The following is a 6,639-nucleotide window of genomic DNA, read 5'->3' as shown; positions in this document are numbered from 1 at the left end:
GTCCCACAAGGTGCAACGGGAGTTTCCAGCCATCCGAAAGCGCTACTGGGGCTGCCGGTTTTGGGGCAGGGGGTATTTTTCAACCACCAACGGTGCCATCACGGAAGACATCGTACTTCAGTACCTGGAAAATCACATCGCTGAGAGACGAGGTTTGGAGGCTTATTGCAAGGTGTCCCGTAGCTTGCGCTATTGTTCCAGGATCAACACAAACCTCTGATTTTCGGCTATTTTGTGACGACTTGATAAATAAAACGGGAAAGCGACGGCGAAACCACCATATGTTGCCTCGCTTAGAGATATAGGCGATGCGTCCCATACCAATCTCCGACTCTTTGTGCGCAGCAAAATGCTACGCTTAAGGGCACAGAGGGGCCTCGGGCGGGAATGACAGGCGAAAATCACCCTAAGTCATTGATTTTTTTATATATTGGCTCCGGCGGTAGGGATCGAACCTACGACCAATTGATTAACAGTCAAGATTTATGTCCAAACTGTCCCTAACTTTGTAAAACTATCGGTGCGCAAAAACTCATATAGCACAAGTATTTCCTTGCATTGTTAGTCTCTGATACTAACTTGGGGTAACGGCTCAAAACCGGCCAATCTGTTACCCCAGTGTTACCCCAGAGGAAAAATTGACTATGGCGAAGGCACTCACGACGAAGGCGATAGAAGCCGCGAAACCGGACACTAACCGCCGCGAAATACCTGACCCGGCACTGTCCGGGCTTTATCTCGTGATCCAGCCGAGTGGGGTGAAATCCTGGGCCTTGCGCTATCGTTACGCGGGCAAGCCCAAGAAGCTGACATTGGGGCGCTGGCCTGTCGTGGGGCTGGCCGATGCGCGCGCCGCCGCGTCCGAGGCTATCGAGGCTGTTGACCACGGCAACGATCCGAGCGCAGCGAAGAAGCGGACCAAGGCCGCACGGATCGCGGTGCAGTTATCCGAGCGCGACAAGATCAAGACGCTTATGGAGCAATTCGGCAAGCGGCACCTGTCAACCTTGAAATCCGGCGAAACCGTCAAGCGGGAGTTGAACCGGCATGTGGTGGCAATCTGGGGTGAGCGTGACATTCACGACATTGCCAAGCGCGACGTGATCGACCTGCTGGACGGAATTGCGGATAGCGGGCGGGTAGTGACCGCGAACCGCGTCCGGGCTTATCTGAACAAGTTTCTAAGCTGGTGTGTCGAGCGCGACATTATCGACCAATCACCCGCGATGGGTGTGAAACCCGTAGCCAAGGAAAAGAGCCGCGACCGCGTGTTGACCGATGATGAAACCCGGTGGTTCTGGCAAGCCTGCACCCGCGAGGGCCAGCCGTGGGGGCATCTTGGCAAAATGCTGTTGCTGACCGGCCAAAGGCTTGGTGAGGTTGTAAACATGACTGACCGTGAGGCAAGCGGCGATCTGTGGCACCTGACCGCCGACCGAACAAAGAACGGCCGCGCGCATGACGTGCCGTTATCAGAGGCCGCACAGGACGTTCTGGCGGCGGTGGAGCGTGTCAAGGGAGATACGGGCTATGTGTTCACCACTTCCGGCGAAAGCGCCCTGCAAGGTTATCACAAGGGCCGGAATCACATTGCCAAACGCATGGCGGAGATTGCCAGCGACGAACGCGGCGAGTCGGTGGAGATCCCGCACTGGACGTTTCACGATCTACGCCGCACGGCGGCAACCGGCATGGCGCGAATGGGTATCCCGGTGCGCGTGACAGAGGCGGTTCTAAATCATGTGAGCGGCACAGCAGGGGGCATTGTGAGCGTGTATCAGCGGCACGATTACGCAGATGAAAAGCGCGATGCACTAGACGCATGGGCGCGTTTTGTGTCCGATCTGGTGGAAGGCCGGGCGGATAACGTGGTGCGGATTGGCGGACGAGTTTGATGGACTTTAGTCAGTTTCGAAATTCAGCGATACAGCGCTTTTTAAGAGGCAATGCTGATCAACTTGAGCAACTTATATTGGAAAACAATCTGAACAATATTGAACGAGAATTTCTTGCAAAATTTGTTCGGGATAATATTCCGAAGGGGCCGCGCGGACCAAAGCCCCGATCAGGAAAACCGATAAAGGCGGCGCTGATTAGATTCTGGCGTGCGGAAGTGGATGGCTGGACTAAATTAGAGGCCATTCAACGCGACATTGAATGTTTGCTTGGGGTATCTGCTACAATGGCGCGCAAATACCTTAGGCAAATAGACTTTCCGCGAACTGAGGAGCAAGCCTTGAGCGCAGTCTTTGCCAAGATCAAGATCGACTATAGACGTATGGCACTCAGTTGTGCAGATGCAGAGTTGATCGAGCTTTACCGGGGGGACGATCTGAAACCTATTTCCAAAAAATAGGTGCGGCGCAACCTTTTGCTCTCACCCTGTTTCTGTGAATATTGGAAGGCCTAACCTGTTCTAACGAGGTAGGCCCATGACCACCAAATTGCAGACGGCGGCGGCGGTGCGTGATGCACTAGGCGGCGTCTCGGATATGACACTGTGGCGCTGGTTGAATGACCCGGCGCTGAATTTCCCCAAGCCCATCTACATCGCCCGTCGCCGCTATTGGCGCGAAGCGGACGTATCCGCTTGGCTGGACGCTCAGGCCGAGGTGGCCGCATGAGCAATACCGAAAAGAAAAACGCCGGGGCAGTGGTAGCTGCACCCGACGCTAACAAGTCTTTTGAAGTCGTCCAGCTCGCCCCGAAAGATAGCGCGGAATGGGCCGGAGCGCCAGCAATAATCCTGCGCCATTTCTGCGGGGTGGCGGCATGAGCATATCCCCGAACGATGTTGAATGGGCATTGCGGATAGGAGGGCTTGCCGGAAGCGCTGCGGCGGACAGCACCATGACTCATGAAATTGCTGATCGTTTCCAGAGCTTCGTTGATAGCGAGGTTTGCAATTCCGATAGCTGGGATAATGGCGTTCCGCCAAATGTTGAAATAACCTTGGCCGAGGCTGAGGATATTGCCAAGAGCCTGCGACGGGTTGCCAACCTGCTAGACCGGATCGGCGGTGCAGCATGAACAGCATCGCAAAGCACGTTCCCGACAATATCAAGCGGGTGTCCCGCGCCATAGGCTACGCCGCATGGTTGGATAACTTCGACGCCTGGGCTGGCCTGCCGTTGATCCTCGCGGCGCGTCTGACGGCCCGCCAACGTGGCGCGTTGGCGTTCATGGCGCTCAAGTCGCTGGATTACGAAACTGCCTGTGAGGTTGCCGACGCGGCACTGTGTGAGCCTCTCGAAGATTCGGAGGCCGCATGATGGATGGATCGTTCGAGGAATGGGTTGCGAACGGTTGCCCTGGTGAAACGCCGCCACAATTGGGTTCAATGAAAGTGCAGGCTGCGCCGAAGCGCGAAAGCAGGTTCTATTCGGCTGCATCGCTCAAGGGGAAGGCCGTCAAGCCGCGCGAATGGCTCGTGGGTGGGCTTATCCCCCAAAAGACGGTGACGCTGTTCTCCGGCGATGGTGGCACCGGCAAGAGCCTGTTGGCGTTGCAGCTTGCGGTGGCGGCGTCTTCTGCGCGTCAGTGGATCGGCAAGGCAGTGTCTGAGGGCAGCGTGATCTACATGAGCGCAGAGGATGACGACGACGAACTGCACCGGCGCGTTGACGATATCCTCAGGGCAGAGGGTCGCAACTATGACGACATAGCCGGGATGACGCTGCGCTCATTGGCGGGCGAGGATGCGCTGCTGGCAGTCGAGAGCCAAGTGACCCTGATGGCGTCCGAACTGTTCAAGGAACTCGATAGCAGGGCAGCGGACGAAACTCCGGCGCTGATCGTGATCGACACACTGGCAGACGTGTATCCAGCCAATGAAAACGACCGGGCAAAAGTGCGGCAGTTTATCGGCATCCTGCGCGGTCTGGCGCTCAAGCGGGACTGCGCCGTCCTGTTGCTGGGGCATCCATCCTTGACGGGCCTTGCAAGCGGCACGGGCAGCTCAGGCAGCACGGCGTGGAACAACTCTGTCCGTTCGCGGCTCTACTTGTCACGGATCACGGATGGCGGCTATGAGATGGACCCTGACCGCCGCGTCCTAACCACCATGAAGGCCAACTACGGGCGCGTCGGTGGCGAGACGCATATGAAGTGGACGAACGGCGTGTTCGTCGCCGAGGTGGCCGCTCAAGGGCTGGATGCGATGGCGGCGGGGGCCAAGGCGCAGCGCGTGTTCATGAAGCTGCTGGCCACGTTCACAGCCCAAGGCAGGCAAGTTAACCATGTGAGCGGCGGCAGTTTCGCCCCGAAGGTTTTCTCTGAGCATCCCGACAATGAAGGCATGACCAAACGCGCGCTCAAGGCCGCGATGGAAGGGCTGCTGGCATCCGACAAGATCAGGATTGAGAAGGACGGGCCAGCGTCTCGGCAGCGTTCATACATTGTGGAGGCGGGCCAATGACAACCATGCAAACCCCCTGCAAACCCCCTAGCAATTGGGCTACGCTACCCCCTAGCAATCCCCCTGTATCCCCCCTTCAAACCCCTAGCCAACCACATCCCCATACCCCTAGGGGCTGCACGCACGCCCTGAGAGGCGATGCGCGCCCTGACGTGACGTTCATCGGAGGCGCTTATCTGGTCCCAATGCCCCATCTTCAAAGCCGGGGGGGTGTCGCGGGTGGGGGTTATGCGTTCGCGCTGTGCTTCAAAGTGTCAATTCTCAAGGCACTTCATTCTCTTTCAGTCATTTCAGCTTCACGGTTCAATCGAGCAGTTAAGGCTTCTAACTTTCCATCTTTCCAGAGTTCGAAAGGTTGCGCCGAAAGAAACCGCAAAGGGTGGAAGAAACCCCAGAAAGGGACAAGCGCCGCCAAGAATTTCTGCGCCTGTGTCCATCCTGTCCGAGAGGTTGTTTGGCAAAGGTACTCTTCGATCAGCATTCGTTGTTTAGCGTGCGTTCTCACTAAGCTCACGACACTTTTTAGATCGCTTCTAAGCTCGTGGATTTCTTTATGTAGCTGTTCTATTTCGGTCACCTTGTCCTCGCTTTGCCAGTTTGTTTGGAAACTGACATGAGGACTGCAACCAAAGCAATCCGCTTCCTTGAAAGCCTGAGGATTCCAGAGGGTCCAAAAGCTGGCGAACTGATCAAGCTGGCACCGTTCCAGAAGAAGTTTGTCAGAGGCGCTCTGGCCGATGGCGTGAACGTCGCGGTTCTGTCGATAGGTAGGGGCAACGCGAAAACCGCTCTGTCCGCTGGCATCGCCTTGGGTGCGGCAATGGGCAAATGGGACGCGCAGCCACGGCGTGAAATCCTGATTGCGGCGCGAACGCGGGATCAGGCGCGCATCGCCTTTGACTTCGTAGTCGGCTTCATGCGGTCCCTGCCGGAGGATGAACAGAAGCTGTTCACAGTGCGGCGTTCGCCACGGCTCGAAATCGAATATGACGGTGACGGCGGCGGGCATTTCATCCGGGCGATTGCGGCGGATGGCAAGTCGGCGCTTGGGTCTGCGCCTACGCTGATCCTGATGGACGAGCGCGGCCATTGGGCGGCGGATCAGGGTGACGCTCTGGAACATGCGCTGTTGTCCGGCATGGGCAAGCGCGGCGGGCGGGCGCTGATCATCTCAACATCTGCGCCGGATGATGCGCACCCGTTTTCTGTGTGGCTGGACGAGGATGCACCCGGCATTTACCGGCAGGAACATCGCCCTGCACCGGGCTTGCCTGCGGATGATCTGGAATCGCTGAAAGAGGCGAACCCCGGCGCGGCGGCAGGTATCGGTTCCAGTCTGGAATGGCTGCAAGGGCAGGCACGGCGGGCAATTGCGCGGGGTGGAAGCACTTTAACAACCTTTAGGCTCTACAACCGAAACGAGCGCGTCAGCGGGGAAACCCGTGACGTGCTCCTGAGTGTTGACGAGTGGCTTGGGTGCGAGTGTGGCGACCTGCCTCCGCGAAAGGGGCAGGTCGTCATCGGTATCGACCTTGGCGGCTCTGCATCCATGACGGCGGCGGCGTTCTACTGGCCCGAGACGGGCAGACTTGAGGCGCTTGGCACCTTCCCCAGCAAACCGAACCTCGCGGATCGCGGCGCGAATGACGGGGTGCAGGGGCGCTATGTCGAGATGAACGAGCGCGGCGAGTTGTCGACGCTGGGCGACCAGACCGTGCCGATTGCCCCGTGGCTGATCGAGGTGATGAACCATATCGAGGGCGAACCCGTCGCGGCGCTGGTATCGGATCGTTACAAGCAAAGCGAACTTGGCGAGGCGATTGACCGGGCGGGCATCCGCGCGCCGGTGGTCTGGCGCGGATTCGGGTTCAAGGATGGCGGTGAGGATTGCGAGCGGTTCCGGCGCGCGGCCTTCGACGGCAAGGTCCAGACCAGTCCGTCCCTGCTGTTGCGATCTGCGTTCGCTGATGCGGTCACGCTGCGCGATCCTGCGAACAATCTCAAGCTGGCGAAAGCCCGGTCCATGGGCCGGATCGACGCGGCGTCCGCGACCGTCATAGCCGTTGCCGAAGGCGCGCGGATCATGGGCAGACCGTCCCACAAGGGAGGGCGCATCGCATGGGGATGAACAGCAAGCGCAGCGAATATGCACGGCACTCCGCTAAGGTCACACGCGGCCCGCGCTGGAAGGCGCTGCGGATGCAGGCGCTGGACCGCGACGG

Annotated in this window: 10 protein-coding genes; 9 read left to right on the top strand and 1 reads right to left on the bottom strand. The window is 58.4% G+C overall.

Going from position 1 to position 6,639, the window contains the following annotated elements:
- The 8 genes from ACEW8G_RS02735 to ACEW8G_RS02700 form a co-directional block, all read left to right on the top strand.
- Nucleotides 1–220, top strand: a 220-nt coding sequence (locus ACEW8G_RS02735) for a transposase (protein ID WP_373486914.1), incomplete at its 5' end; no start/stop codon positions are given.
- 424 nt (nt 221–644) lie between these two features.
- Nucleotides 645–1,895 carry a tyrosine-type recombinase/integrase gene (locus ACEW8G_RS02730; RefSeq protein WP_373486913.1) on the top strand — a complete coding sequence of 417 codons (1,251 nt, stop codon included), beginning with the start codon at nt 645–647 and terminating at the stop codon, nt 1,893–1,895.
- Complete coding sequence (locus tag ACEW8G_RS02725) at nt 1,895–2,356, top strand: hypothetical protein (RefSeq protein ID WP_373486912.1); 462 nt, start codon at nt 1,895–1,897, stop codon at nt 2,354–2,356. Before ACEW8G_RS02730 ends, ACEW8G_RS02725 begins: the two co-directional genes overlap by 1 nt.
- Nucleotides 2,357–2,432: 76 nt before the next feature.
- On the top strand, nt 2,433–2,624 hold the full coding sequence (locus ACEW8G_RS02720; protein ID WP_373486911.1) for a helix-turn-helix transcriptional regulator: 192 nt from the start codon (nt 2,433–2,435) through the stop codon (nt 2,622–2,624).
- Nucleotides 2,621–2,776 carry a hypothetical protein gene (locus tag ACEW8G_RS02715; protein ID WP_373486910.1) on the top strand — a complete coding sequence of 52 codons (156 nt, stop codon included), beginning with the start codon at nt 2,621–2,623 and terminating at the stop codon, nt 2,774–2,776. The genes ACEW8G_RS02720 and ACEW8G_RS02715 overlap by 4 nt, the downstream gene beginning before the upstream one ends.
- Nucleotides 2,773–3,030, top strand: coding sequence for a hypothetical protein (locus ACEW8G_RS02710; RefSeq protein WP_373486909.1), 258 nt, complete (start codon nt 2,773–2,775; stop codon nt 3,028–3,030). The genes ACEW8G_RS02715 and ACEW8G_RS02710 overlap by 4 nt, the downstream gene beginning before the upstream one ends.
- Nucleotides 3,027–3,272, top strand: coding sequence for a hypothetical protein (locus ACEW8G_RS02705; protein WP_373486908.1), 246 nt, complete (start codon nt 3,027–3,029; stop codon nt 3,270–3,272). Before ACEW8G_RS02710 ends, ACEW8G_RS02705 begins: the two co-directional genes overlap by 4 nt.
- A 74-nt stretch (nt 3,273–3,346) precedes the next feature.
- Nucleotides 3,347–4,417, top strand: coding sequence for an AAA family ATPase (locus tag ACEW8G_RS02700; RefSeq protein WP_373486907.1), 1,071 nt, complete (start codon nt 3,347–3,349; stop codon nt 4,415–4,417).
- Between the two features lie 271 nt (nt 4,418–4,688).
- On the opposite strand, the gene ACEW8G_RS02695 is transcribed toward ACEW8G_RS02700, so the two are convergent.
- Complete coding sequence (locus tag ACEW8G_RS02695; RefSeq protein ID WP_373486906.1) at nt 4,689–4,994, bottom strand: hypothetical protein; 306 nt, start codon at nt 4,992–4,994, stop codon at nt 4,689–4,691.
- Nucleotides 4,995–5,030: 36 nt separating this feature from the next.
- Between ACEW8G_RS02695 and ACEW8G_RS02690 the strand changes: the two genes are divergently transcribed.
- Nucleotides 5,031–6,545 (top strand): terminase TerL endonuclease subunit, encoded by a 1,515-nt coding sequence (locus ACEW8G_RS02690; protein ID WP_373486905.1) that lies wholly within the window; start codon nt 5,031–5,033, stop codon nt 6,543–6,545.
- The last annotated feature ends 94 nt before the right edge of the window (nt 6,546–6,639 follow it).

It is taken from the genome of Blastomonas sp. (assembly GCF_041747255.1).
Taxonomy (GTDB): domain Bacteria; phylum Pseudomonadota; class Alphaproteobacteria; order Sphingomonadales; family Sphingomonadaceae; genus Blastomonas.
This window is presented reverse-complemented; position numbering and strand designations above follow the sequence as displayed.